This window comes from Amycolatopsis sp. NBRC 101858, assembly GCF_030269325.1.
GTDB classification, from domain to species: Bacteria; Actinomycetota; Actinomycetes; order Mycobacteriales; family Pseudonocardiaceae; genus Amycolatopsis; species Amycolatopsis ponsaeliensis.
Genome location: NZ_BSTD01000004.1, coordinates 17,090 through 40,459 on the forward strand (window position 1 = coordinate 17,090; position 23,370 = coordinate 40,459).

The 23,370-nt window shown below is 73.0% G+C and carries 23 protein-coding genes; 9 read left to right on the forward strand and 14 right to left on the reverse strand.

The window, feature by feature from the left end; all coding sequences use genetic code 11:
* Positions 1-11: 11 nt before the first annotated feature.
* Together QSK39_RS28710 and QSK39_RS28715 are read left to right on the forward strand one after the other, a co-directional pair.
* Complete coding sequence (locus tag QSK39_RS28710; protein ID WP_285480950.1) at positions 12-629, forward strand: class I SAM-dependent methyltransferase; 618 nt, start codon at positions 12-14, stop codon at positions 627-629.
* Positions 630-734: 105 nt separating this feature from the next.
* Positions 735-1,451, forward strand: a complete 717-nt coding sequence (locus QSK39_RS28715) for an ATP-binding protein (protein ID WP_285480951.1) — start codon at positions 735-737, stop codon at positions 1,449-1,451.
* Positions 1,452-1,566: 115 nt separating this feature from the next.
* On the opposite strand, the gene QSK39_RS28720 is transcribed toward QSK39_RS28715, so the two are convergent.
* From QSK39_RS28720 to QSK39_RS28745, 6 genes are read right to left on the reverse strand one after another with little or no spacing between them, the layout of a single operon-like run.
* Positions 1,567-1,776, reverse strand: coding sequence for a DUF2188 domain-containing protein (locus QSK39_RS28720; RefSeq protein ID WP_285480952.1), 210 nt, complete (start codon positions 1,774-1,776; stop codon positions 1,567-1,569).
* Positions 1,777-1,831: 55 nt separating this feature from the next.
* Positions 1,832-2,698 carry a 4-hydroxyphenyl-beta-ketoacyl-CoA hydrolase gene (gene couO, locus QSK39_RS28725; protein WP_285480953.1) on the reverse strand — a complete coding sequence of 289 codons (867 nt, stop codon included), beginning with the start codon at positions 2,696-2,698 and terminating at the stop codon, positions 1,832-1,834.
* Positions 2,699-2,711: 13 nt separating this feature from the next.
* Positions 2,712-3,605, reverse strand: coding sequence for a 3-hydroxyacyl-CoA dehydrogenase NAD-binding domain-containing protein (locus tag QSK39_RS28730; RefSeq protein WP_285480954.1), 894 nt, complete (start codon positions 3,603-3,605; stop codon positions 2,712-2,714).
* Positions 3,602-5,581: an acetoacetate--CoA ligase gene (locus tag QSK39_RS28735; protein WP_285480955.1), complete on the reverse strand. Its 1,980-nt coding sequence runs from the start codon at positions 5,579-5,581 to the stop codon at positions 3,602-3,604. Before QSK39_RS28735 ends, QSK39_RS28730 begins: the two co-directional genes overlap by 4 nt.
* Complete coding sequence (locus QSK39_RS28740; RefSeq protein ID WP_285480956.1) at positions 5,578-6,354, reverse strand: crotonase/enoyl-CoA hydratase family protein; 777 nt, start codon at positions 6,352-6,354, stop codon at positions 5,578-5,580. The genes QSK39_RS28735 and QSK39_RS28740 overlap by 4 nt, the downstream gene beginning before the upstream one ends.
* Positions 6,351-7,916 carry an acyl-CoA synthetase gene (locus QSK39_RS28745; RefSeq protein ID WP_285480957.1) on the reverse strand — a complete coding sequence of 522 codons (1,566 nt, stop codon included), beginning with the start codon at positions 7,914-7,916 and terminating at the stop codon, positions 6,351-6,353. The genes QSK39_RS28740 and QSK39_RS28745 overlap by 4 nt, the downstream gene beginning before the upstream one ends.
* A gap of 304 nt (positions 7,917-8,220) precedes the next feature.
* Between QSK39_RS28745 and QSK39_RS28750 the strand changes: the two genes are divergently transcribed.
* Complete coding sequence (locus QSK39_RS28750; RefSeq protein WP_285480958.1) at positions 8,221-8,643, forward strand: STAS domain-containing protein; 423 nt, start codon at positions 8,221-8,223, stop codon at positions 8,641-8,643.
* A 48-nt stretch (positions 8,644-8,691) separates the two neighbouring features.
* Here QSK39_RS28750 and QSK39_RS28755 read toward each other — a convergent pair whose 3' ends face one another.
* Positions 8,692-9,615, reverse strand: a complete 924-nt coding sequence (locus QSK39_RS28755) for an NAD-dependent epimerase/dehydratase family protein (RefSeq protein WP_285480959.1) — start codon at positions 9,613-9,615, stop codon at positions 8,692-8,694.
* Between the two features lie 122 nt (positions 9,616-9,737).
* On the opposite strand from QSK39_RS28755, the gene QSK39_RS28760 reads away from it, so the two are divergent.
* Positions 9,738-10,412, forward strand: a complete 675-nt coding sequence (locus QSK39_RS28760) for a TetR/AcrR family transcriptional regulator (RefSeq protein ID WP_285480960.1) — start codon at positions 9,738-9,740, stop codon at positions 10,410-10,412.
* A gap of 156 nt (positions 10,413-10,568) precedes the next feature.
* Here the strand turns inward: QSK39_RS28760 and QSK39_RS28765 are convergent, their stop codons facing one another.
* On the reverse strand, positions 10,569-11,483 hold the full coding sequence (locus QSK39_RS28765) for an anti-sigma factor RsbA family regulatory protein (RefSeq protein ID WP_285480961.1): 915 nt from the start codon (positions 11,481-11,483) through the stop codon (positions 10,569-10,571).
* A gap of 46 nt (positions 11,484-11,529) precedes the next feature.
* Positions 11,530-12,822, reverse strand: a complete 1,293-nt coding sequence (locus tag QSK39_RS28770; protein ID WP_285480962.1) for a low temperature requirement protein A — start codon at positions 12,820-12,822, stop codon at positions 11,530-11,532.
* Between the two features lie 447 nt (positions 12,823-13,269).
* On the opposite strand from QSK39_RS28770, the gene QSK39_RS28775 reads away from it, so the two are divergent.
* Genes QSK39_RS28775 through QSK39_RS28790 form a run of 4 tightly spaced genes read left to right on the forward strand, consistent with a single transcriptional unit; the run spans position 13,270 to position 17,843 of the window.
* Positions 13,270-16,167, forward strand: a complete 2,898-nt coding sequence (locus QSK39_RS28775; RefSeq protein ID WP_285480963.1) for a sensor histidine kinase — start codon at positions 13,270-13,272, stop codon at positions 16,165-16,167.
* On the forward strand, positions 16,164-16,673 hold the full coding sequence (locus QSK39_RS28780) for a roadblock/LC7 domain-containing protein (protein WP_285480964.1): 510 nt from the start codon (positions 16,164-16,166) through the stop codon (positions 16,671-16,673). Before QSK39_RS28775 ends, QSK39_RS28780 begins: the two co-directional genes overlap by 4 nt.
* Entirely contained in the window at positions 16,670-17,062 is a 393-nt protein-coding gene (locus tag QSK39_RS28785) for a DUF742 domain-containing protein (protein ID WP_285480965.1), read from the forward strand. The genes QSK39_RS28780 and QSK39_RS28785 overlap by 4 nt, the downstream gene beginning before the upstream one ends.
* Before the next feature lie 13 nt (positions 17,063-17,075).
* A complete protein-coding gene (locus QSK39_RS28790) occupies positions 17,076-17,843 on the forward strand; it encodes an MHYT domain-containing protein (RefSeq protein ID WP_285480966.1) in 768 nt (255 codons plus the stop codon).
* Here QSK39_RS28790 and QSK39_RS28795 read toward each other — a convergent pair.
* The gene (locus QSK39_RS28795; protein ID WP_285480967.1) at positions 17,833-18,219 is read right to left on the reverse strand and encodes an ester cyclase; all 387 of its coding nucleotides are present in this window, start codon (positions 18,217-18,219) and stop codon (positions 17,833-17,835) included. The genes QSK39_RS28790 and QSK39_RS28795 overlap by 11 nt on opposite strands.
* Before the next feature lie 10 nt (positions 18,220-18,229).
* The gene (locus tag QSK39_RS28800) at positions 18,230-18,640 is read right to left on the reverse strand and encodes a hypothetical protein (protein ID WP_285480968.1); all 411 of its coding nucleotides are present in this window, start codon (positions 18,638-18,640) and stop codon (positions 18,230-18,232) included.
* A gap of 68 nt (positions 18,641-18,708) precedes the next feature.
* Between QSK39_RS28800 and QSK39_RS28805 the strand changes: the two genes are divergently transcribed.
* Complete coding sequence (locus QSK39_RS28805) at positions 18,709-18,924, forward strand: hypothetical protein (protein ID WP_285480969.1); 216 nt, start codon at positions 18,709-18,711, stop codon at positions 18,922-18,924.
* A 53-nt stretch (positions 18,925-18,977) separates the two neighbouring features.
* Here QSK39_RS28805 and QSK39_RS28810 read toward each other — a convergent pair whose 3' ends face one another.
* The 3 genes from QSK39_RS28810 to QSK39_RS28820 form a co-directional block, all read right to left on the reverse strand.
* On the reverse strand, positions 18,978-21,368 hold the full coding sequence (locus QSK39_RS28810; protein ID WP_285480970.1) for a DUF7617 domain-containing protein: 2,391 nt from the start codon (positions 21,366-21,368) through the stop codon (positions 18,978-18,980).
* 274 nt (positions 21,369-21,642) lie between these two features.
* Entirely contained in the window at positions 21,643-22,548 is a 906-nt protein-coding gene (locus QSK39_RS28815; RefSeq protein ID WP_285480971.1) for an aminoglycoside phosphotransferase family protein, read from the reverse strand.
* Between the two features lie 3 nt (positions 22,549-22,551).
* Entirely contained in the window at positions 22,552-23,250 is a 699-nt protein-coding gene (locus QSK39_RS28820) for a GntR family transcriptional regulator (RefSeq protein ID WP_285480972.1), read from the reverse strand.
* Positions 23,251-23,370 lie beyond the last annotated feature (120 nt).

Sequence of the window (23,370 nt, forward strand, 5' to 3'; positions counted from 1 at the left end):
TCGCTGGGGGCATGGGCAAGGCGGAGCGGTGGAACCGGTACTGGGACCGCAAGTCGGCGACCTACGACGCGGAGATGGGCGTCTGGGACCGCCGCCTCTTCGGGGACTCGCGCGAGTGGGCGTGCGGGCAGGCCACCGGCGAAGTGCTGGAGGTCGCCGTCGGGACCGGGCTCAACCTGTCCTGGTACCCCGCCGGGGTGACGCTCACCGGGCTCGACCTGAGCTCCGGGATGCTCGAGCTAGCGCGGTCCCGGGCCCGCGACCTCGGCCGCGCGGTGACCCTGCGCCAGGGCAGTGCGCACAAGCTGCCCTTCGCCGAAGCGTCGTTCGACACCGTGGTGTGCACGTTCGGCCTGTGCGCGATCCCGGACCCCGCGACGGCGGTGGGCGAGATGGCGCGCGTCCTGCGTCCCGGCGGCCGGCTGATCCTGGTCGACCACGTGGCCGGCTCGTCGTTCGTGGTGCGCGCCGCGCAGTGGCTGGTGGAGCTGGCGAGCGTCCCGTTGGCGGGCGAGCACTTCCGGCGGCGTCCGCTCAAGCTCGTGGAGGCGCTCGGGCTGCCGATCGAGCGGCGGGAGCGCTTCAAGCTGGGGCTGGTCGAGCGGCTGGTGGCCCGGAAGGCCGGCTGACCGGCCCGGCCGTGCCGGATCGGTCCGGCTGATCCGGGTTTGAGCGGTCCCGGACCGGCTATCCGTGGTGTTCGGCCGGTTCCGGCCGCCAAGGAGGTGTTCGCCGTGCTCGCCCGGCCCAGCTCGGTGCGGATCGTGCCCCGTTACGGTGCGACGACGACGGCGGCCGTCGACGGTGTGCTCGACCAGAGCACCCGGCCACTCCTCAAAGACGGTCTGCTGGCCTTCGCGGCCGAATCGCCCGACGGCCTGCTCGTCGACATCCAGCACCTCGAACTCGCCGATCCGGCGCTCGTCGGGGTCTTCGCGCTGGTCGCCCTGCGGATCGGCGACTGGCCGGCCATTCCCTTCGCGCTCGTCACCAGGCGGGCCGACCAGCTCGCGCTGCTGGCCGGCCAGGCCGTGCCGGTGTACCCGGACGCCGCTTCGGCGGAAGCCGCGCTGAAACGCCCGGAACGCCGGCGGGCCGGGCGGGTGCCCGCCCGGACGTCGGCTCGCGCCCGCGGGTTCGTCCGCGGTGCCTGCGATCGGTGGGAGGTGCCGGAGCTGGCCGAGGACGCGGAGCTGATCGCGACCGAGTTCGTCGAGAACGTGTTGCGGCACACGGACTCGGTGCCGCGGCTGGCGATGGAGCTGCGGCACGGGAAGCTGACCGTCGAGGTGGCCGACGAAAGCCCGCACCCGGCGGTGGTCCGCGAAGGGCTCGACCCGATCGAAGCGGGACTCGGGTTGCGGATGGTGGCCAAGGTCGCGAAGACGTGGGGGAGCAGCCGGTGCCGGTCCGGCGGCAAGACCGTGTGGGCCGTGCTGCGCCGGCGCTGAGGTCCGCGTCACGTCCGGGAACACCCGCGTTTCCCCTGCGTTGTAACGGATACAGGCTCCCGCCTCCGCTCGCAGGTACACCCCCAGCCTTCGCCGAGCGGGGGCGGGTCTTCGTCTACTGTGGACGCCGGAAGTCGCGTTCGGATTCGACCTCGCCCTCGGGCGTGTGGACCACGTGCCCGACGCGCCGCTTCTTCGCGATCAGCCGGCCGGACAGCACGGCGTCGGTCCGGCGCGGAGACGTGTTGGACGCCCGCCGCCCGCCTTCGACGCGGTTCTTCCAGAGCCCGTCTTCGAAGTAGGTGTGCACGTCACCCTCGGCCATGGCGCCCCCTCCCGGTGTCCCCGGCGGTATTCCCGGGGACGCGCCGGGCAAACGTTCAGGCCAGGCCGAGCACCCGGACGGCGTTGTCCTTGAGGATCAGCGGCCGCACCTCGTCCTTGAGGTCGAGGCCGGCGAAGTCGGCGAGCCAGCGGTCGGGGGTGAGCACCGGGAAGTCCGAGCCGAACAGCACCTTGCGCTTGAGCAGCGAGTTCGCCGCGCGGACCAGCTGCGGCGGGAAGTACTTCGGCGACCAGCCGGACAGGTCGATGTACACGTTCGCCTTGTGCGTCGCGACCGAGATCGCCTCGTCCTGCCACGGCACCGACGGGTGCGCCAGGATGATCGTCAGCCCCGGGAAGTCGGCGGCGACGTCGTCGAGCAGCATCGGGTTCGAGTACCGCAGCTTGATGCCGTGCCCGCCCGGCAGCCCGGCGCCGATCCCGGTCTGCCCGGTGTGGAACAGCGCCGGCACGCCCAGCTCCTGGATGGCCTCGTACAGCGGGTAGTGGCGGACGTCGTTCGGTTCGAACGCCTGCAGGCTGGGGTGGAACTTGAAGCCGCGCACACCGTGCTCGGCGACCAGCGCCCGCGCGCGGCGCACGGCGGCCTTGCCGGCGTGCGGGTCGACCGAGCCGAACGGGATGAGCACGTCCGCGTGCTCGGCGGCCGCGTCGGCGATCTCCTCGCTCGAGAGCGCGGGGTGCCCGGTCGCGGCCGGCGCCTCGACGGTGAAGACGACGGCGGCCATGTTCCGCGCCCGGTAGTGCTCGGCGATCGCGGTCACCGTCGGCGTGCGGTCCTGGTCGGCGCGGAAGTACTTCGCCGACGCGTCCAGGAGCTCCTGGTCGAGGGCGAAGCAGCCGTGCCCGTCCTGTTCGACGTGGGTGTGGACGTCGATGGCGGTCAGTGCGGAAAGGTCCACGGGGAAACTCCAGTCACGGCAGGTCGGGCTGAGCGGCCTTCGCGGCCAGCAGGCGGTTCAGGACGGCGTCGCGGGCGGCGACGAGGGCGCGGTCGTCGGTGCCGGCCCGTTCGGCGTCGACCCCGGCGACGAGCTTGTCGGCCAGCTCCGGGGTCAGGTGGACGCGGCCGAGGTCGCGCCACCACTCTTCGGTGGGCGGGCCGAGGTGCGCCAGGACGTGCGCGAGCCCGCCCGCGCCGCCGGAGAGGTGCTGGTTGAGGAACGGGCCGAGCACGGCCCAGCGCAGCCCGGGCCCGTACGCGATCGCCGTGTCGATGTCGGCGACCGTCGCGACCCCGCGTTCGACGAGTGAATACGCCTCCTGCCACAGCGCGGCCTGCAGCCGGTTCGCGATGTGGCCGGGCACTTCCCGCGACAACCGGATCGGCCGCTTCCCGACCGAGGCGTAGAACGCCACGGCCCGGTCGACGACTTCGGGCGCGGTGTCGCGGCCGGGCACGACCTCGACGAGCGGGATCAGGTGCGGCGGGTTGAACGGGTGCCCGATGACGACCCGCTCGGGATGGCGCGGGCAGCCGCGGGCGATGACGCTGGGCAGCAGCCCGGACGAGCTGCTCGCCAGGACCACGTCCGGCCGCGCGGCCTCGTCGAGGACCGCGAACAGCGCGTGCTTGACGTCCTCGCGCTCAGGCCCGTTCTCCTGCACGAAATCCGCCGCCGCGGCCGCTTCCCCGGCGTCGGCGACGAACCGCAGCCGATCCGCCGGCGCGTCTTCGAGAGCCGTTCGTAACCGCTCTTCGGCGCCGGGCGCCGGGTCCGTGGCGACGACGTCGTGGCCGTGGGCGAGGAACAGCCCCGCCCAGCTCGCGCCGATCACGCCGGTGCCGATGACCGCGACGGTGCTCATGCGCGTGCCCGGAAGTGGTCGAGGGCGGTGGGATCGGCCAGGACGTCCTGGCCGACGACGTCGTCGGCCCGGGCACCGAGCAGGAGTTTCTTCACGGGCAGCTCCAGTTTCTTCCCGGTGCGGTTGCGGGGGATCACCGGGACCGCGGTGATCGTGTCCGGCACGTGCCGCGGCGAGAGCGCGCTCTTCAACGCCGTCGCGATCTTCTCGCGCAGCGGCGCGTCCAAGGCGCCGTCGCGGAGGACGACGTAGAGGCGGAGGTCGCCGTTGCCGCCGGCGGGGTCTTCGAGGTGCACGACGAGGGAGTCGTCGATCTCGGGCAGCTCCTCGACGACGGCGTAGAACTCCGCGGTGCCGAGCCGGACGCCGCCGCGGTTGAGGGTCGCGTCCGAGCGCCCGGAGATGACGCAGCTGCCCTCGGGGGAGAACCGGATCCAGTCGCCGTGGCGCCAGACGCCGGGGTAGGTGGCGAAGTACGTCTCGCGGTGCCGCGAACCCGTGTCGTCGCCCCAGAACCCGACCGGCATCGACGGCATCGGCGCGGTGATGACCAGCTCGCCCAGCTCGCCGACCACCCGGGTGCCGTGCTCGTCGAACGCCCGCGCGTCGACCCCGAGGCACGGTCCGGCGATCTCGCCGGCGATGACGGGCTGCAGCGGGCCGCCCTGGACGATCCCGCTGCAGACGTCGGTGCCGCCGCTGCCGACGTTGAGCAGGACGTCGGGGCCGAAGACGTCGCGCACCCAGTGGTAGCCCTCGGCCGGCAGCGGGCTGCCCGCCGCGCCGATCTGCCGCAGCGCGGTCAGGTCGAACGACGCGGCCGGGTCGAGGCCCGCCTTCCGGCACGCCATCAGGAAGCCCGGGCTCGCGCCCAGCAGCGTCGCGCGGGTCTCGGCGGCGAGCCGCCACTGCCACGCCAGGTCGGGGTGCAGCGGGTTGCCGTCGACGAGCACGATCGACGCGCCGGTGAGCAGCCCCGAGACGAGCGCGTTCCACATCATCCAGGCGGTGGTGGAGAACCACAGGATCCGGTCACCGGGGCGCAGGTCCCAGCTGAGGCCGTGGTTCTTCAGGTGTTCGAGGAGGATCCCGCCGTGGCCGTGCACGATCGCCTTCGGCTTGCCGGTGGTGCCGGAGGAGAACAGCACGCACAGCGGGTGCGCGAACCCGACCGGCTCGAACCCGGGCACGCACGCCTTCGGGGGTTCCGGGTGGCGGAGCCCCCGGCTCGGGCCGAAGGCCCGGATGTCACTGCTCTCGGTGAGCAGATCGCTCCAGGCGAGCGCGTCCGGGAGGTCGTGGCCGCCGTAGGGAACGTGGACGACGTGCTCGACGGTGGGCAGGCCGGCCCGGATCTCGGCGACCTCCGCGCGGCGGTCGACGTCCTTGGCGCCGTAGCGGTACCCGGCCACGGTCAGCAGCACCCGCGGCTCGATCTGGCCGAACCGGTCGACGACCGAACGGGCGCCGAACTCGGGCGCGCAGGAGGCCCAGACCGCGCCGAGGCTCGCGGTCGCCAGGTAGGCGACCACGGTTTCCGGGATGTTCGGCAGGTACGCGACAACGCGGTCGCCGCGTCCGACCCCGAGCCGGGCGAGCCCGGCGCGGGCCCGGGCGACCTGGTCGCGCAGCTCGCCCCACGTCAGCTCGGCGCGGTCGCGGGTCTGGGAGTACGCGATGACGGCGACGTCGTCGGCGGGGCCGCCGAGGGCGTGCTCGGCGTAGTTGAGGGTCGCGCCGGGGAACCACTCGGTGCCGGGCATCCGCCGGTCCGGCACGACGCTCGAGGCGGGGGAGTGGAAGCGGACGCCGAAGAAGTCCTTGACCGACGACCAGAAGCCGTCGAGGTCGGTCACCGACCAGCGGTGCAGCGCGGCGTAGCCGTCGAAGTCGTGGCCGCGGCCGGCCAGCCACGTCAGGAACCGGCCGATCTCGGTGGTTTCGCGGACGTCGGGCGCGACCGGGCGCAGGATCATCGGCCGACCTTCCCGGCGCGCTTGTCGAGGAACGCCCGCATCCGTTCCTTGGCCTCCGCGCTGCCGCTCGCCACCGCGGACATCAAGGACTCCATCAGGTAGCCCTCGGCCGGGTTGGCCTCGGCGATGCGGGGGAGGGCCTGCAGGACGGCGAAGTTCGTGATCGGGGAGTTCGCGGCGATCTTGCGGGCCAGGCCGAGCGCGTGCTCGAAGCCGTCGTCGGCGCGGTAGTGCGACAGCCCGGCGGCGTGGCCTTCGTCGGCGTCGAGGACGCGGCCGGTGAGCATCATGTCGGCCATCCGGTGCACGCCGATCAGCCGCGGCACCCGCACCGACGCGCCGCCGCCGACGAACAGCCCGCGCTGGCCCTCCGGCAGCGCGTAGAAGGCCGAGGGCTCGGCGACGCGGATGTGCGCGGCCGCCGCGAGCTCCAGGCCGCCGCCGACGACCGCGCCCCGGAGCACGGCGACGACCGGGACGCGCCCGCGTTCGAGCCGCTCGAAGGCGCGGTGCCACATCATCGAGTGCTCCAGGCCTTCGAACGCGTCGCGCTCGGTGAGCTCGGAAAGGTCGAGCCCGGCGGAGAAGTGCTCGCCCACGGCGTCGAGCACGACGGCCTTGACCCCGCGCGGCGGCGCGCCGAAGAACGTTTCGAGGCCGAGCACAGTGGCGTCGTCGAGGGCGTTGCGCTTCTCGGGGCGGGCCAGCCGCAGCACGGCGACTTCGTCGAGCAGCTCCAGACGCAGCGAAGGGGGCAGGAGAGGGGTCGTCATGCGGGTCCGTTCGGGAAGGACGCGGCGGCTCGCGCGCGGAGCTCGACGCGGCGGATCTTGCCGGTGGCGTTGACCGGCAGGGCTTCGGTGAACTGCACGTACTTGGGCACCTTGTAGCGGGCGAGGTGCTGTTCGAGGTGGGCGCGGAAGGCGGCTTCGTCGAGCTGGGTGCCGTCCCGGCGGACGACGAAGGCGGCGCCGACCTCTCCCCAGCGCTCGTCGGCCACGCCCACGACGGCGCACGCGTCGACCTCGTCGAGCCGGACCGCGACCGCCTCGATCTCGGCGGGGTAGACGTTCTCGCCGCCGGAAATGATCAGGTCCTTGACGCGGTCGACGACGTGGGCCCAGCCGTCGTCCTCGACGCGGACGACGTCACCGGTGCGGAACCAGTCGCCGTCGACGAAGCTCGCCTTCGACTCTTCCGGCCGGTTCCAGTAACCGCCGAACACGTGCGGGCCGCGCACCAGCAGCTCGGCGGGCGTCTCACCGAGCGGCTCGGGAACGAGGTCCGGGCCGAGGCCGGCCACGTCGGTGAAGAAGTGCGGCACGCCCGCGGCGACGGGGTGGTCGAGCGTGCCCTCGTGGGTGGCCATCGAGACGCCCGGCGAGGCTTCGGTCATGCCGTAGCCCTGAAGGAGCTTCACACCGCGGTCGAGCCACGCGCGGGCGACGCGCTCGGCGACCGGCGAGCCGCCGTAGAGCACGCACGTCAGCGAGCTCAGGTCCGTGCGGTCCCAGGACTCGTGGCGGCACAGCATCTCCAGCATGGTGGGGACCGCGGAGAAGCTCGTGATCCCGGCTTCGCCGATCCGGCCGAGGATCGCGCCCGGGTCGACCTTCGCCACCGGTTCCACGCTGCCGCCCTTGAACAGCGTCGGCAGCGTGATCTGGCCCAGCCCGACGCAGTGGAACAGCGGCGCGATGCACAGCGCCTTGTCGGTGCCCAGGACGTCGAGGTGGGCGAGCTGGTTGACGGTGTTCCAGGTGAGGTTCCCGTGGGTCAGCACCGCCGCCTTCGGCCGGCCGGTGGTGCCGGAGGTGTAGAGCAGCACGCACGGGTCGTCGAGCCGGACCTCGGGGGACGGCGGGTCGGCGGCGGCGGCCAGTTCCGCTTCGTAGTCCAGCCCGCCGGCCGGGCACGACGCCGGGTCCGTCGCGACGACGTGCCGGAGGGTCTCCGGCAGCGGGCCGGTCAGCAGGGCGTCGGTGTCCGGGCTGTGCACCAGGACCGAAGCGCCGCTGTCGTCGAGCATGTAGCGGATCTCGGTGGGGGAGAGCCGGTAGTTGAGCGGCACGAAGAGCGCGCCGAGGCGGGCGGTGGCGAAGAGCGTCTCGAAGACGGCGACGTCGTTGACACCGAGGTAGGCGACGCGGTCGCCCGGGCGCACGCCGAGCCGGGCGAGCGCGCCGGCCAGCCGTTCGACGCGGTCGGCGAGCTCGGCGTAGGTGCGCGTGCGGCCGGGCTGGACGAGCGCGGTGCGGCCGGGGGAGATCCGCGCCCGGCGCGCGGGCCAGCTGCCGAGGCCGAAGTCGGCCGGTCCGTGCGGCGATCGGGGCACGCCGGGCACCTCCCGTGCTCTATATCAGGAACCCTGAGACGTCATCGAGCATGACTGTCACCCGCACGGGCTGTCAAGAGCGCGGGCCGCGAGTGCCGGATTTTGGTACGGACGCCGGGAAGACGTGCTTTTGGCGGACAGTGGGAGAATGGCATTTCGGCCGTTGGCGGGGTTGCGCCGTTTGGATCAAGCACTACGCTGGCAGGGTGCGGTTCAGAGCCAGCCGCCCTCCCCCGACTTGCCGGCGTTCGAGCGGGCAGTGGACACCGCTCGACACGCCATCCGCGACTGAAGGCGTAGCAGAATGTTGGTCGTGCAGCACCCCGCGACGGCGATCCCCATGGCGTCGCCGTCCCCCCTCGCCGAACGAAGCCCGTTCGACATCAAGGTGATCCGCCCGTACTTCGGGGCGGTGATGGTCCGGATCCGCGGCGCGCTCGACGAAGACAGCGCCGCCGAGCTCGCCTCGGTCCTCAGCACCTGGGCGCACCGGAAGTTCCCGGTCCTGGTGCTCGACCTGTCCGAGGTCGACTTCCTGGATTCGGCCGGGCTGTCGGTGCTCGCCGGCATCCACGTCCGGACGGTCCGCGAGAGCACCACGCTCCGGATCGTCACGGGCGACAACCGGGTCGTGCGCCGGGCGCTGGCCGGGAGCGGCCTCGACCACGCGCTGAACCTGAGTCCGCTGCCGTCGGGCTGGGAGCGGGCGACGGAGATCCCGAACTAGCCTGCCTTCCCACGCGGCTCGCCGGCCGGGGGCAACCGCTTCCGGGGCTCAGCTCTCGCGCAGGCTTTCGATCGTCTCCCGCAGGGCGTCGTCGGTGGGGGTCGGCTCGATGCCGAACGCCGCCGTCGCCGCCGAGGAGTCCAGGACGAACGGCGCGCGCAGCTGGTACTGCATCTCCACCATCTCCCGCGCGGCCGGGGTGAAGAGGCCGGCCAGGCGCAGGGCGATGCCCGGCATCGTCGTCACGCGCGCCGCCGGTGCTCCCGCCAGCTCCGCCGCGCGGGTCGCCAGCCGGCGCAGCGACATCGGCGGGGCCGTCGGCACGTGCCAGGGGCGGCCCCACGCTTCTTTGTCGTCCGCGACCGCGACCAGCGTGCGGGCCACGTCGCCGACGTAGGTCCAGCTGTGCGGGGCGTCGAGGTCGGCCGGGGCCGAAGCGCGCTTGCCGGCCAGGACCTTCGGCAGCACCAAAGCCGTGAACGCCGACATGGTTCCGGCGCCGAGGTAGTCCGACCCGCGGACCTCGGCCGTGCGGATCCGGCCGGCTTCGTGCGCCGCCAGCTGGCCGGCCCAGAGCTCGGCCCGCACCGCACCCTTGACCGAGTTGGGCCGCGGCGGCAGCTGCTCGGTCATCGGGCCGTCGACGGCGCCGTACGCGTAGAGGTTGCCGGTCGTGACGAGCACCGCGCCGCTGCTCTCGGCCGCGTGCAGGAGAGCGGCACCGAGCGGCGGCCAGTCGGTGGGCCAGCGGTGGTACGCGGGTCCCGCGCAGCTGTACAACGCGGCCGCGCCGGCCGCGTGCCGCGCGAGCGTGGCGGCGTCGGTGGCGTCCGCGGCGACCAGCTGCACGCCCGGCACCGACGGCCCGCCGCCGCGGCGGGTGATCAGGCGGACCTCTTCGCCGCGGCCGGCGAGCAGGCGCGCGGTGGCCGAGCCGACCGGACCGGCGCCGACGATGACGTGCAGAGCCATGGAAACCCCCAGGAGAGAACACTGTTCTCGGACAAGAACACCGTACTGCGCCGGACGCCGCCGGGTCAAGAACAGTGTTCTCGTCGAGTTCGGGTGTTCTCGCCCTGTGCGACACTGGGGGCGTGTCCGCCTCGTCACTGCGCGCCCGGGTCCGCTCGGAGATGCACCAGGAGATCAAGGAAGCCGCCCGCCGCCGTCTGGCCACGGAGGGCGCGAACCTCTCGCTGCGGGCGGTCGCCCGGGACATGGGCATCGTCGCTTCGGCGCTGTACCGGTACTTCCCGAGCCGCGACGCCCTGCTGACGGCGTTGATCATCGACGCCTACGACGGCCTGGGGGAGGCGGCGGCCGAGGCGGAAGCGGCGATCCCGCGCGCCGACCTGCGCGGCCGCTGGCTCGCCGCGTGCCACGCCGTGCGGTCGTGGGCCCTGGTGCACCCGGCCGAGTACGGCCTGCTCTACGGCAACCCCGTCCCCGGCTACGCGGCGCCGCCGGAAACGGTGGTGCCGGCGTCGAAGGTGATCCTGCTGCTGGCGGCGATCGCCGGCGAGGCCCCGGAGGTCCCGCCCGGGCCGCCGCTGCCCGGCGGAGTCCGCACCGACCTGCGCCGCCTGATCGACGACCAGGGCGGCGGCCTGTCCGAGGAACGGCTGGACCGTGCGCTGCTGGCGTGGACGCACCTGTTCGGCCAGGTCAACTTCGAGGTCTTCCACCGCCTCGACGACATGGTCCAGGCGCGCGCCGAGTACTTCGGGCACCACATGGCCCTGCTGGCCGACCTCGCCGGCCTGCCCTGAGCGGCGTCCGGCCCGGCGCCGACCAAGGGGCCGTTCCGGCGGCGCCGGGTGGCCTGCCGGTGGCGGCAAGCCGGACCTCACGGCGGCCGTGCGCCGGCCTGTCCCGAGCCGGCTCAGGCGCGGAAGGGTGCGTCGTGGCCGCCGGTGTGCCGGAGCTCAGGTGCGGAAGTACGCGCGGAACGTCGTGCCGTGGTCGCCGGTGTGCAGGCGGACCAGGTCGGCCAGGTAGTTGACCAGTAGCAGCCCGCGGCCCCGGCGCTGCTCCGGTGTCGCGGGCCGGCGGCCGGCCAGGGGGTCGGTCAGCTTGCCGCCGTCGTGGACCTCGCAGACGAACTCGCCGCCCTCGCTCCACAGCCGGACCGTGCCGGTGCCGCTGCCGTGTTCCACGGAGTTGGAGAGCAGCTCCGTGACGACCACCAGGACGTCGGAGACCTGCTCGGCGCTCAGCCCGCCGGCGGCCGCGTGGGTGGTCGCCATCGCCCGGGCGGCCGCGAGGTTCGTCGTGTCCGGCAGCTCGGCCACGCGATCCGAGGCCGGCGGCAGCGGCCGGTTGTACCGGGCGAGGACGTCGTCGGGGTCGTACGCGCTGCTCGGGCGGCGGCCGGCGCCGTCGATCACGACGGGGTGGGTGGCCTCGGCGTCGGCGAGCGCGGCCGGGTCGAGGCGCGCGACGTCGTACGGGCACAGGATCGTCACGTCCCGGCCGGCGAAGGCGCTGTTGATGAGGGCTTCGTGCTGCACGCACGCCGGGTACTCGACGGCCGAGCGCTCCGCCCAGACCGGCTCGCCGATGATCCGCACCGGGCCGGGGTGGGCGTCGGCGAACGCGCGCAGCACGCGGGGGATGATCCGCCCGGGGTTGCGCCCGGCGTCGGTCATGTCCAGCAGGCGGACCCGCCCGGCGTCCGCGCCGAGCTCCCGGCGCAGCAGCTCGAGGTTGCGCCCCGGCACGGCGACGGCGACCGGCTCACCCGCGGCGAGCCCGCTCCACACGAACGGCACGGTGCCGGTCAGGTACTCGGCGTCGTCGCGGTAGAACAACGCCGGGTGCGCGAAAGGGGACGCGCTCACATCGCCTCCCTGTGCCGAGGACGTCTCCCAGTATGCGCGTGCGGCGTCACCGGTTCGGGGGAACCCGGCCTTCGGTGGCCCGGCGCAGCCGCTGCTCCTGGATGTCGCGCAGGAACGCCACCGGGTCGTCGCCCATGCGGTCGAGCGCGCGGTGGCGGATCCCCGCCGACACGACCGCACTGCCCACCGCCCACGCGGCGATCACCACGACCACCACCGGCGCCGGCAGGACCCGGCCCAGGAAGGCGAGGCACACCGTGGCCGCCAGTGCGGCGCCCCGGGCCAGGCTGGTGTACCAGTGCGGGCGCCCGGGCACCGAGAAGACGCGGGTGCCGGCCAGGTACATCGCCAAGCCGATGGTCGTGAACCAGACCGCCGCCTGCGGCGGGGACTCGTGCAGCGACAGGTTCACCCCGGCGGCGATGAGCAGCAGCGCGAAGGCCGGGAAGAGATGGCCGACGGCGTACAGCGAGTACGCGAGCGCGGGGTTGCCGCCGGAGAGGTCGAGCATGCGTTCGTAGATCCGCGCGGCCGAAGAGAAGTACAGCCACCACAGCGCGCCCGCCATCACCAGGCCGGCGACCAGGGACGCCCAGTACGCGACGTCGTCGGCCGGGCGCTCCAGCGCCGCGGTGCCGACCGTGATCACCAGCTCGCCGAGGAGCAGGATCATGAACAGCCCGAAGCGCTCGGCGAGGTGCGCGGAGTCGACCGCCAGGTTCGGGTCGCTCGGCGGCTTCAGCAGCACCCGCCACTGGTCCGCCGGTGAAGGCCGCTGCGGGGACTCGCCGCGGTGCCGGCGGCGGCGGTCGCCGAGCAGCAGGAACCCCGCCTCCTGCAGCAGCGCGAACACCCACAGCACCCACGTGTACGGGAAGATCGCCGAAACGCCGAACAGGACCGCCGAAACCGCGTAACCCCAGCTGATCCGGCTCTGGTCGAGACCCGGGCGTGCGGGCCAGCGGTGCGCCGCCGCCAGGATCAGGCGGACCCCGGCCATGGCCACCGCGAACACCGCCGGGTGCCCCTCGAAGACGTGGTGCGCCTGGGTGGCGGCGATTCCGCAGGGGATGGTGCCGGCCAGCACGAACAGCCGGTCGGCGGCGCGGCTGTCGTCGCCGCGGCGGTTGTAGAGCACGGCGAAGCCGATCCACGTCCACCACAGCGTCGCGAACAGGCCGAGCGCGGCGGCGGCGCGCATCCAGTGCGGGTCCGCGACCACGCCGTGCGCCACCTGGGCCACCGCGAACACGAAGACCAGGTCGAGGTACAGCTCGACCCAGCCGACCCGCTTGCCGTGGGCCGCCGTGCCCTTGCCGCTTTCGTCCACATCGGTCACGCGACGATTCTGCCGGGTCGCCCCGCCGCGGCGCCCACCCGGGCGGCGGGGGAATTAATAACAAACCATTCGAACAATGGCCGACTTCGCCACGAAATGGTCTCGGCGACTTCTGTGGGTAATTCTGCCGCCAGTGCGACAGGATCGTTATTTACGTCAGCTCAGCCCCTGGAGCTGCGCGAACATGCTTGTACGATGTACAAGCAGCGACCGCCGGGACACAAAGCGTGAACTGTCGGAGCGGGCTCGAAGGAATTCATTCCCCGCGTTCCGAAACGCCGGTCCTTAGGGTTGACAAGGATGGCGGGCGTGATGTCTTCTGCTGGTCGGCTCGATCAACGCCAAGTCTTCCCCGGACCCCGGGAGCCCGGCGATCGGCCCTGGGCCCTCGTCCTGTCCGAGTTCGACGTCAGCCGTCCGCGCGGCTGGGAATCGAGCGATTCCGCCATGCACGAAAGCAGAACCACGCTCCGCCGGTCGGCGGACGCCGCGTGGTCGCCGGCGCACTGGAGCGTCCGCACCAAGATCAGCGTCGTCCTGCTGCTGCCCGTCCTGGTCGCGGTGGCGCTCGCGGAGATCCGGATCCAGGGCGAGCTCGACCGGGCGACCGCGCTCAGCGCGGCGCGTGACCGGCTGCCGGTGCTGCGGGACACGATCGACCTGACCGCGTCGCTGGGCCAGGAGATGGTCGCGGCGGTGGCGGTTCCCGCGGGGGCGCCGGGCACGTTGACCGACGCGGTCGACGCGAAGGTGGCCGCCATCCAGCGCGACATCGGCTTCGCGCCGCTGCCCTCGGACGGCGGCCGGGCGCTGAACACCGCGCTGGGCAAGCTCTCCGGCATCCGCGCGGCCGGCGTGGGCGGCGGCGACGTCCGCACGAAGGCAGCCGGTTACAACGACATCATCTCCACCCTCGGCGACCTCGTGCCCACCCTCGCCCCGGCCGACGCCGGCAGCGAAACGGCCACCGGCGCGGAAACCGCCCGGCTGCTGGTGCACCTGCGCGGCGAGCTGGCCACCGAGGAGACCTACGCGCGGGCGGCGGAGAACAGCCCGGACGACGCTTCGCTGCGCCCGGCCGTGGTGCAGGCCGCCGCCGAGCAGGAGGTGCTCAGCGAGCAGGTCGAACACCAGCTCTCGGGCGACGCGCTGAACCGGTTCAAGGCGGCGACGAGCTCCGCCGACGGCCGCCTCGACACCTTGCAGAACTCCGGCCCCGGCGACGCCGCGGCGCTCGTGTCGTTCCTCCCCTCGATCACCGCCGAGACCATCGGGGTGACGGCCGTGCTGACCGACGTCGCGGCGAAGCTGTCCGCCGACGTCTCGAACGCGGCCGACCGCGCCCGGTCGGACTCGCTGCGGGACACGGCCCTGGTGCTCGGCGCACTGCTCGGCGCGCTCGCGATCGCCCTGCTGGTGGTGCGCTCGCTCGTCACGCCGGTGCGCCGGCTGCGCGCGGCCGCCCTGCGCGCGGCGAACGAGCAGCTCCCGGAGACCGTCCGGCAGGTCCGCGAGGGCCACGACGTCGACTGGCGCGCGGTGCCCGGTTCCGGGGTCGACACCGAGGAGGAGATCGGGCAGCTGGCCCACGCCTTCGACGACATGCACCGCCAGGCGGTCCGGCTCGCCGTCGAGCAGGCCGAGCTGCGCAAGCAGGTCAGCGAGATGTTCATGACGCTCTCGCGGCGGAGCCAATCCCTCGTCGAGCAGCAGTTGTCGATCATCGAGGACCTCGAGTCGGGCGAGCAGAACCCCCGCCGGCTCGACGAGCTGTTCCGGATCGACCACATCGCGACCCGGCTGCGCCGCAACGGCGAGAACCTGCACGTCCTCGCGGGTGGCCGGCCGGTCCGGCACGGCCGGGAGCCGGTGCCGACGCGTGACCTGCTGCGTGCCGCGACGTCGGAGGTCAAGGACTACCGGCGGGTGGCGATGGGCAACGCGCCGCGCAGTTCGGTGCAGCCCGAGGCGGCCGCGGACGTGGTGCACATCCTCGCCGAGCTGCTGGAGAACGCGACGCGGTTCTCCCCGCCGGAGCACAAGGTCGCGCTGACGGCCGACCGCGGCGCCGACGGCGGCCTGCTCATCGAGGTCGTCGACCAGGGCCTCGGGATGACCCCGGCGGAGCTCGTGTCGGTGAACGAGCGGCTCGCGGCGGCCGGGACCGTCGGCCCGGAGACGACCCGCCGGATGGGGTTGTTCGTGGTCGGCAGGCTCGCCGCGCTGCACGGGGTGACGGTGCGGCTGCGCGCGACCGGGACGGGCGCCCGGCACGCGGGGGTGACGGCGAGCGTGCACGTCCCGGGCGCGCTGGTGATCGCGGACCTGGCCCGCCCGATCGGCGCAGGCCGGCTGGCGACGGCCGGAGCGGCGGTGAACGGCCGCAACGGCCACACCCGGCCGCCGGTGGTGCCGACGCAGGCGCCGACGCCGATCTTCGAGCAGGTCGTGACGAGCTGGTTCAGCGAGCCGGTCGCGAAGCCGCTGCCCAGGCGGGACGCACCGGTGGAGTGGCCGCCGGCGGCGGAAGGTGCCCCGGTGGAGTGGCCGCCGGCTGTATCGAACGGGCGGACCGCCAAGCCCGGTGCGGCGGATCGGACGGGTTCGGCCGAGACGGCGGATTCGGTTGATCGCGCCGGCTGGCCGGGGTCGGCTGGGGAGCGGGCTGATTCGGCTGCTCGCGCCGAAAACTCGCCGGCTGATCGGGCCGGTTGGCCGGGGTCGGCCGCGGAGCGGAGCGCTCCGACCGACTCGGACCGCGCTGCTTCGCCCGATCTCTTGGGCTGGGCGGCCCGCAACGGCAGCTCCGCGGCACACCGCGCTTCCGCCACCGAACCGGCGGATCCGGCCGGCCGCGCCGACTTCGCGGCGGACCAAGCCCCCGCGGCCGGAACCCCCGCGGCCGGAACCCCCGCGGCACACCACGCCTCGGCCGAACCCGCCGCGGCCTCGGCGTCGCACGCGGCCGATCCGGGCGCGATCCCGGGGTCGGACTGGCCGGCTTCGGTCGACAAGCCCGTGTCCCGCGCCGAACCCGCCGCCGCGCCGGTCGGGGAGTGGGACACCCCCGCCGACCGCACGCGCCAGGCCGCCGAAAGCGCTCTCAAGCCCGCGGTCGCGCAGCGGCTCACCGACGCCGGCTTGCCGACGCGGCGGCCCGGCGCCCAGCTCGCCCCCGGCGCGGTCGTCCCGCGCGTGCGCGAGCAGACCGGCGGGGCGTCGTTCCGCGACGCCGCCGCCGTCCGCACCAGCCTCTCCCGGCACTACCAGGGGATGCGCGCGGCCCGGCAGGAGACCGCGGCCCGCGCCGAAGAAACCGGAAAGGACGAAGTGGATCCGCGATGACGGAACTTCCCGACGTGCAGCCGCGACGCACCGGCGCCGAACCGTCGGCCCGGGCCCTCGGCGGGAGCCTGGGCTTCCCCGGTCCCGCCGCGCCGCCCGAACGGACGGCGACGCTGAACTGGCTGGTCAGCGGGTTCGTCCAAGACGTCTCGGGGGTCGCGCACGCCGTGCTGGTCTCGGCCGACGGCCTGCTCGTGGCCGCCGACGAGGCCCTGCCCCGCGAGCGCGCCGACCAGCTGGCGGCCATCGCGGCCGGGCTGTCCAGCCTGTCGCTGGGTACCGCGGAGCTGTTCACCGCCGGGCGGGTGGTGCAGTCGGTGATCGAGATGGAGCAGGGTTTCCTGCTGCTGATGAGCGTGGGCGACGGCTCCAACCTCGTCGTGCTCGCCTCGACCGGCTGCGACATCGGGCTGGTCGGCTACGAGATGACGATGCTGGTCGAGCGGGTCGGGCAGAAGGTCGACGTGCCCGCGCGCGAGATGCCGGTGGCCCAGGACCACCGGTGATCGACGACCCGCCGCCCGGGCCGTACGGGGAGGAGCCGCGGCGCAGCCCGTCGCTGGCCCGCCCGTACGCCTGGACGGAAGGCCGGACGGCGCCGACGGTCGAGATCGCCGTCGAAGCGCTGGTCGAGACGACGGCGGCGGGCCGGGCCGAGGCGGCGTACCTCATGTCGAGCGCGCTGGCGGAGGTCACCGAGCTGTGCGCCCGGCCGCGGTCGCTGATGGAGATCGCCGCGCTGCTGTCGTTGCCGCTCGGCGTGGTCCGCGTGCTCGTGTCGGACCTGATGCAGGACAACCTGGTGATCGTCCGCGACACGCTGTCGGACACGTCCACCTGGGACGAACGCCACGACCTGATGGAACGCGTGCTGCACGGGCTGCGCGACCTCTAGAGAGGACCTTGCGATGGAGCACTTCGCGCTCGGGCACTGGCTGCTCGTGCTCGCGTACCTGACGTCGGTGGTGGGCTGCGCGCTCGGGCTGGCGTGCGCGGTGCAGGCCCGCCACGCGGCGAACCCGCGCCACCGCATGCGGTGGCTGGCGCTGGCGGCGATCTCGATCGGCGGCGTCGGCATCTGGCTGATGCACTTCGTGGCGATGCTCGGGTTCAGCACCCCGGGGATGCCGGTCCGCTACGACGTCTTCCGCACGGTGCTGTCGGCGATCCTGTCCGTGTCGGCGGTGTTCGCCGGTCTCGTGGTGGTGGGCGGCCGTGCGAAGTTCGGCTGGTGGCGCCTCGCGCTCGGCGGCGTGATCACGGGCCTGGCGGTGAACGTCATGCACTACACGGGAATGTCGGCCCTGCGCGTCAAGGGCGACTTCGGCTACGACGGCGGCCTGGTGGCGCTGTCGGTCGTGATCGCGGTGGTGGCGGCGACGGCGGCACTGTGGTTCGCGGTGTTCCTGGACCGGCTGTCGCTGCGGTTGCTGGCGGGGTTCGTGATGGCCGCGGCGGTGACGGGCATGCACTACACGGGCATGGCGGCGGTCCGGATGAACATGGACATGAACGCGGCGGACCCGGCGGGGGTCGAGGTGTTTTCGTTCCTGTTCCCGGTGTTCGTGCTGGCGGCGATCGCGATGGCGGTCCCGCTGTGCGCGGTGCTGATGGCGCCGGCGATCAAGCCCGAGGCGGCTCCTGTGGTGCCGGAAGAAGCTCCGGTCACGGTGTGAGCTGGTCGCGGATGGCGTCGGTGTCGATGAGGGACCAGATCTCGGCGATCTTGCCGTTTTCGTAGCGGTAGAAGACGTGCTCGGCGAAGGAGACGGCCTTGCCGGCGGTCGGCAAGCCGCGGAAGTCCACGGCGGGAGTGCAGTCGAACCGGATGCGGCAGGCGACCTGGTTTCCCTGGACGACGAGGCCTTCGATGACGTAGGCGAGATCGGGGATTTCGGCGGCGTCGCGCTTGAGGAGGGCTTGGAATTCGGCGTTGCTCAGGGTGCGGCCGTTGTGGACGACCGGGTCGTGCGCGAAGTCCGGCAGGTCGGCGAAGCGCCGCTCGTTCAGGCAGGTGAGGTAGGCGCGGTAACGCGTTTCGAGATCGGTCATGGGGCTGCTCCTACCGTTGCGCGCCGAAGCCGGACTCGATGCCGAACTTCTCGATCATGAACCGCCAGAAGAGCGGCACCGCCTCTGCGCCGTCCCGGAAGATCCCGTCGTCGTGGCCGGTGACCGAACGGTGCTCGATGAAGACCCCGCCCGCACCCACGAAACCCGACGAAGGCGACCGCACCACCACGACCGGGATCGGCGGGTGTGCCGGAACGGGCCGGGCGGTGACCACCAGGTCGTGCATCGACGTCAGCGCGGCCAGGTGCGCATCGCCGCCACACGCCAGGACGCTGGCGACGATCTCGGCCACCGGCCCGAACTCCGGGTGCACCGCGGCCATCGCATCGAACCGGGCGGCGATGTCGCGCCAAGGAACCTCTTCGAAGCGATGGGGCCACGCCCGCGAGTTCAGCCGCATGCGACCAGTGTGGCAAACGGCGTGCAACCTGGTCGCCCCGGACGCGCAAGCGATCTCGGGTCGGCAACATGCCGACCCGACGTGGGCCCGGTCTGCGTGGCGACGCAACCGACGAGGTGAAGGCGGACGACGAGCGGGTGGTGCGGGCGTATCTGCGGCTGTGCGAGGACCAGCTCGAGCTGCGGCGGCTGGGGTGGATCAGCACCTCGACCTGGGCGATCTGGATCGACTTGTCGTGGGCGCGGCAGCGATTCATCGGCATTACCGGTCCTCGCTCGATCTGATGCGGCAAACGGCCCGCGGGGAACCTCCCCCGCGGGCCGCTCACCTCAACCCCCTACAGGATGCACAGCAGCGAACACGCCTTCGCCGACGACCAGGCCGTGTGTGATGGCGGTGTCCCCGGGGGAACGTTCGCCGGCACGTAACTCGCCTTTGCCTGGTTCGTGATCGGGAACAGGCTCAGCAACGCGTACGTCGAGCAGTACACCTGCTTCGACTGCCCCGCCGCCAACGAGAACGGCCCCGTCTGGCACGACGGCTCCACGCTGTCCACCACCTGCGCCGACGTGATGCCGACCGGGCCCTCGTTCGTCACCGTGATGCGCCAGTACGCCGTCGCGTTCAGCAGGCCCAGGAGACCCACTCCCGCCTGCTTCGCCCACGGTCCGGCTCCACCCGGGCCGCACTTCGAAGCCGACGACGATGTGCAGATCTCCTTGTCCACCTTGACGTTCGGCGTGCACGACGCGCCCGGGGCCACCGGGAGCGTCACCGTGTTCGACGTGAACGAACCCGTCGAGTCCGTCCCCGTCGCCGTGTTGGCCACCGATGCCACCGCGCAGTCCGCCGCGATCGTCGTGCGGAAACACAGCTGCGGTGCGTCGCCCGCGTAGTCGACCACCAGGCGCCCGCTGAAGCCGGTTCCGTTGTGCAGCACCAGGGTCGTCGTCACCGTGATCGACGGGTGCGCCGCCACCGAGACCCCGGTCAGGTCGACCGAGCCGTCCGGGGCGAAGCCCGGGGTCGCCACGACCGCGTTGTCCTGGTCCACCACCGTCACCCGGGACGCCGCGAAGTCGACGTTCGCCGGGTCGACGCCCGTCAGCCGCGCCGCCGTGTAGCCCTGGACGTGCGCACCGCCGTCACAGTAGAAGTCGCCCGGTCGCAGCGTCACCTGCCCGCCCGACCGGACGCACGGCGTCGCTCCCGTCGCCGGGTCCATCGAGAACAGCACGCCCGCGTCGCCGAGGCCGATGAGGCAGCCCGACGGCGGATCGTACGTGTACCCGTAGTCCCGGGTGGCCCCGCCGTTCGCCGACGGGTGCGTGATCACGGCCGGCAGGCCCGCGCACGCCGCCCCCGTCGTCCAGTCCTGGCACAGCGTCCCGCCCGGGTAGCCGCCGTTCCAGATGGGCAGGTAGCTGCGGACGTGGCCGTTCGGGTCGGTGACGACCTCCGGCGGGAAGAGGTAGACCCCGCCCGTCAGTGCGGCCGGGCCCGGTGGCGCGGTCAGCGTCGACCCGTCGAGCGCGTAGCAGGTCGTCACGTTCGTGCCGCCGGTCGTCGACGCGCACGCGCCCACCGGAGCGCCGGTCGTGCTGAACGCCGTGTAGGCGTTGTAGTTGTAGTTCCCGGCCGGTCCCGTCGGCCTCGACGACGCCCAGTTGGCGCACGCCGTGGCCGTCGCCGGGTCGAAGCAGCCCAGCGACGGCTGCTGCGCCGTGCTCGGGCTCGACGTCGACGCGAACACCTTGCCCGCCACCAGGGTCACCGCGCCGTAGACGTACGGCTGGTTGGCGGCCGGCACGATCGGCGCGTACGGCTGGCCGCCGCAGGCGCTCTGGCTGGCGATGGTCCAGCAGACGACCGCGCCGCTGCTGACGAGGCCGTAGAGGTTGGGGCCGCTCTGCACGAACCCGGCGATGCTGTTCACCGGCGGCGATCCACCGGTGGCGGCCAGCGGCCAGTACCCGCAGTTGGCCGAGGCGGCCATGTCGAGGCAGCCGACGCCGACCGACGCCGCCGTGACGGCGGGGTAGTAGACCTTCGCGGGCGCGGCGGGGTCGTGCACGTACTGCGAAACCATGGGGCTCGCGATGTCACCGGCGCCCAGGGTGCCGAGCGGGCCGGGCGCGGTGTTGAGCACCTTCGGCCACGGGCCGCCCGGGCAGCGCTGCCCGGTGGCGAGGTCGGTGCAGACCACCTTCGGCGACGTCGCCCCGAGGTGGTGGTAGATGTTCCAGGCCTGCAGGATGCCGCCCGGGGTGCGGTAGAGGATCGGCGAGAAGCCGTCGCCGCCGGTCGCGGTCGTCACCGCCTGCACGGGCGGGGTGAGCGCGGCGGACAGCGACGTCGCGTCGGGCCCGGCGTCCGGGTTCGTCGCGCGCACGGCGGTGACGCCGGACGCTGGTTCGGTGCCGGCGAAGGTGCTGCCGTCGGTGGACCACGACGGCGTCCACCCGGGCGGCGCGTGCAGCGAGCCGGACTGGAAGGCCTGGCCCGCGCCGACGGCGTCGGTGATGGTGGCGGCGCCGGACCCGGTGGCCTGGTCGTCGTAGCCGATGACCCAGTTGGCGGTGGCCCCGTGGTCGGCGGGGGAACCGGTGCCCTGCACGGACTTCGTGAGCCCCGAGACGGCGGCGGCTTCGGCGGTCGCGGGCAGCGCGACGGCGGAAGCCGCGACGAGCACCAGGGGCAGCACTGCTCCCAGCATGCGTCTTCGCATGAACGGTCCTCGATTCTTTCGCAGGTGGTGGGTTCCAGAAATGATTTCCTGGCCGAAGGAAAATCCTATGCCGCACCGGGAGTGCGTTGAAGCGCTCTCACCCGGGCGCCAGAAAGGCGAAGCCAACAGCGCAGTTCGTTACCGAGGTGAAATGGTGTGGTCCTGGTGAAGCGCAGGACTTTTCGGCGGACTGTCACCCTGATGCCGTCACGACGTCACTCGTTCGGGTAACGAGTGGACGCTAAGAAAGCGCGTTTCCGGTGTGCGTGAAGAATTATTTTCCGGATGCGTATTCAGTGTGGATCCCGGCGAGGACACGACGCGCGTTCGTCGCTTCCTCGCCGGCCCGGGCGGAGGTGACGAGCGTTTTCCACAACGCCCAGCCGCGGCCGCGGGCCCATTCCGGCTCGTCGACGGACAGGCGCTCGCGGAACGCCTGCCTGCCGTCGGCGGTCAGCAGCGTCCAGGCGATGGCCAGGTCGCAGGCCGGGTCGCCGACGCCGCAGGTGCCGAAGTCGATGACCGCCGCCAGCGCGCCGCTGTCGTCGAGCAGGAGGTTCCCCGGTGCGACGTCCCCGTGGAACCAGACGTCCACCCCGTCCCACGGCGCGGCCAGCGCGGTTTCCCAGATCTCCCGGGCCGGGCCGGCGTGGCCGTCCAGCGCCGCGAGCGCGCGCTGAGCCTGCCCGTCGTACGTGCGCAGTGTGGCGCCCCGGAACCAGTTGTGCTTGCCCGGCCGGGGACCGTCGGCGGGATCGATGCTCCGCAGCGCCGCGAGGAAATCGGCCAGGTCGGTGGCAAAACGAACGGGGTCGGCCACCCGGTCCGCGTCGGACGGCGAACCGGCGAGCCATCCGTAGACCGACCACGGGAACGGATAGTCCGCGCCGGGACGCCCCTGCGCCAGCGGCACGGGAACGGGCAGCGGCAGCCGGGAAGCGAGCACCGGCAGCCACCGCTGTTCCTTCTCCACAGCCAGGGCGTACTCGGCGGCGCTGGGCAGCCGTGCCACCATGCCGTCGCCGAGGTGGAAGGTGAAGTTGTCCCAGCCGCCCGACGCCACCGGCCGCACCGGGAGCTCGGCCCACTCCGGGAACTGCGCGCCGACCAGCCGGCGCACCTGGTCCGCGTCGACGGACACACGCCGGGGCAGCGGACCGAGATCGGGTGTGTCGCTCAAAACTCAGCCCGATTCGGCGTCGAAGCGGAGTTTCGACGTGATGCGGTACCGGTCGCCCCGGTACACCGAACGAGTCAGCTCGACCACCTGCCCCGTGGTGTCGCGGGTGAGCCGCTCGATGTGCAGGATCGGGGCGTACACCGCGATCTCGAGCAGCTCGGCCTGCTCCGGGTTCGTCACCGCGGGCTCGATCGTCTGCACCGCGTCCTGCACCACGATCCCGAACCGCTCGCGCAGCAGCCGGTAGAAGTTGCCCGACTCCAGGTGCGCCGGGGAAAGGCCCGGGACGAGGGACGCGGGCAGCGCGAGCTGCTCGATCGCGATCGGCTCGTCGTCGACGTGCCGGACCCGCGTGACGCGCAGGACCGGCGTTCCCGGCTCGCGTTCCAGGTCGCTCGCCAGCGACCGGGTGGCGGGGGTGATCCCGAACGCGACCACCCGGCTCGTCCAGTGCCCCTCCGCGGGCGGGACGGCGAGCCCGGTCGCCAGTTCCTGGGTCACCTTCTGCGGGCTCGTGAACGTTCCCCGCCCGCGCTGGCGCACCAGCAGCCCGGTGCGGGTCAGCTCGTCGATGGCCGCCCGGACGGTCGGGCGGGACACGCCCAGCTCCGCGGCCAGGTCGCGCTCCGACGCCAGCCCGGTGCCGGGGCCGGCGTTCTCGATCACCTTGAGCAGGTGCCGCCGGACGCGGTCGCGCTTCACCGTGGGCGGGCGGTCCGCCGGCTCGTCACCTTCTTTTCGGGGGCTCCGGGTGGCGGGGCCCCCGGCCTGGGGCGAAGCCCCGGATGGCGCACCTTCTTTTCGGGGGCTCCGGGTGGCGGG